The 1,321-nt window shown below is 61.2% G+C and carries 1 protein-coding gene; it reads left to right on the top strand.

Going from position 1 to position 1,321, the window contains the following annotated elements:
* Positions 1-286 precede the first annotated feature (286 nt).
* Entirely contained in the window at positions 287-1,210 is a 924-nt protein-coding gene (locus ACR0P8_RS09815; RefSeq protein WP_432624864.1) for an acyl-CoA thioesterase, read from the top strand.
* The last annotated feature ends 111 nt before the right edge of the window (positions 1,211-1,321 follow it).

Consider the following 1,321-nt stretch of genomic DNA (forward strand, 5'->3'; position numbering starts at 1 on the left):
CTCAGCCCGAACGAGGACGACAGTCCGAGAGAGGGAAACAATGAGCCTCGCAGACAGTGCGAGACCTTAATTGCACGGCCAGAGGCGAGCCGTCAAGCGCACGCCCCGGAGCGCCACCTTTCGCAACGAGAGGTGGCGCCTCATCATATGCAGCCATCCCCCGCAGCTAACCGGCCGTTCACTCTTCTCACGTACTCGTTACAAAACCATCCGGCGAAATTAACCGCACGTCGATAGACTCAGTGTCAGTGCAAAGCTTTCCAGTGCAGGAGGAATCAGGACCATCATGACGCAGACAGACATGACGCCGTTGCAGCGGCTGACGAAGGTGCTTCAGCTGGGCACGCCCTCAAATTACCGCAATCACACCTATATCAATGGCGAGAGCCTGTACTTCCCCACCGGCCGCGTCTACGGCGGGCAGGTCATCGCGCAGTCGCTGGTGGCCGCGGCGAAGACCGTTCCGCCGTCAAGGCTGCCGAATTCGATTCATGGTTATTTCATTTCGGCCGGGGACATCCACCAGGATCTGCTGTTCGATGTGGAGAATCTGCGTGACGGCCGTTCCTTCTCCGCCCGCCGCGTGAACGTCACGCAGGCGCAGGGTTCGATTCTGACCGCGATCGCCAGCTTCCAGGAGCATGACCAGGAAGGCATCGAATTCGCGGATCCCATGCCGGAGGACGTTCCGGATCCGGACAGCCTGACCAGCGCGAAGCAGCTGATGGAACCGTTCGCGGAGAAGTCGTCGTTCGCCAAGTATTATGCGAAGAAATCGCCGTTCGATATCCGCCATGCGACACGCACCATCATGCTCGGCGCCGACAAGAAGAGCGCCAGCAACGATTCCGGCAAGCAGATGGTGTGGATGAAGGCCGATGGCAAGGTGGACGCGCCGCAGGCCATGCACCGCGCGATGCTGGCGATGGGCTGCGACCAGATCATGCTGGAACCGATTCTACGTAGGGCGGGCTTGAGCATCGCCACCCCCGGCATCTCGTACGCGTCCATCGACCATTCGATGTGGTGGTATCGCGACATCGATATCAACCAATGGCACCTCTACGTGCAGGACACGCCGACCGCGGCCCATGGGCGCGGCCTCGGCTCGGCGAAGGTCTACACGCAGGACGGCAGTCTGGTGGCCTGCATGGCGCAGGAAGCGATGTTCCGCGTACCAAACGTGCCAGGCACGACGGAAAAGGCCTGATCCTCAGATCTTGGATTTGGTCGCGGCGGCCGCATAGCGATTGCGCTGTGCGGCCTTTTTCACGGCCGGACTTTCCGGCCCGTCGATAGGCGGGATGCGGCACAGCCACTC

Source organism: Bifidobacterium sp. (assembly GCF_050874245.1).
Taxonomy (GTDB): domain Bacteria; phylum Actinomycetota; class Actinomycetes; order Actinomycetales; family Bifidobacteriaceae; genus Bifidobacterium.

Bases quoted from the DNA above. Each gene is read 5' to 3' on its own strand.
- ACR0P8_RS09815 (WP_432624864.1), top strand. From the start codon at position 287: ATGACGCAGACAGACATGACGCCGTTGCAGCGGCTGACGAAGGTGCTT.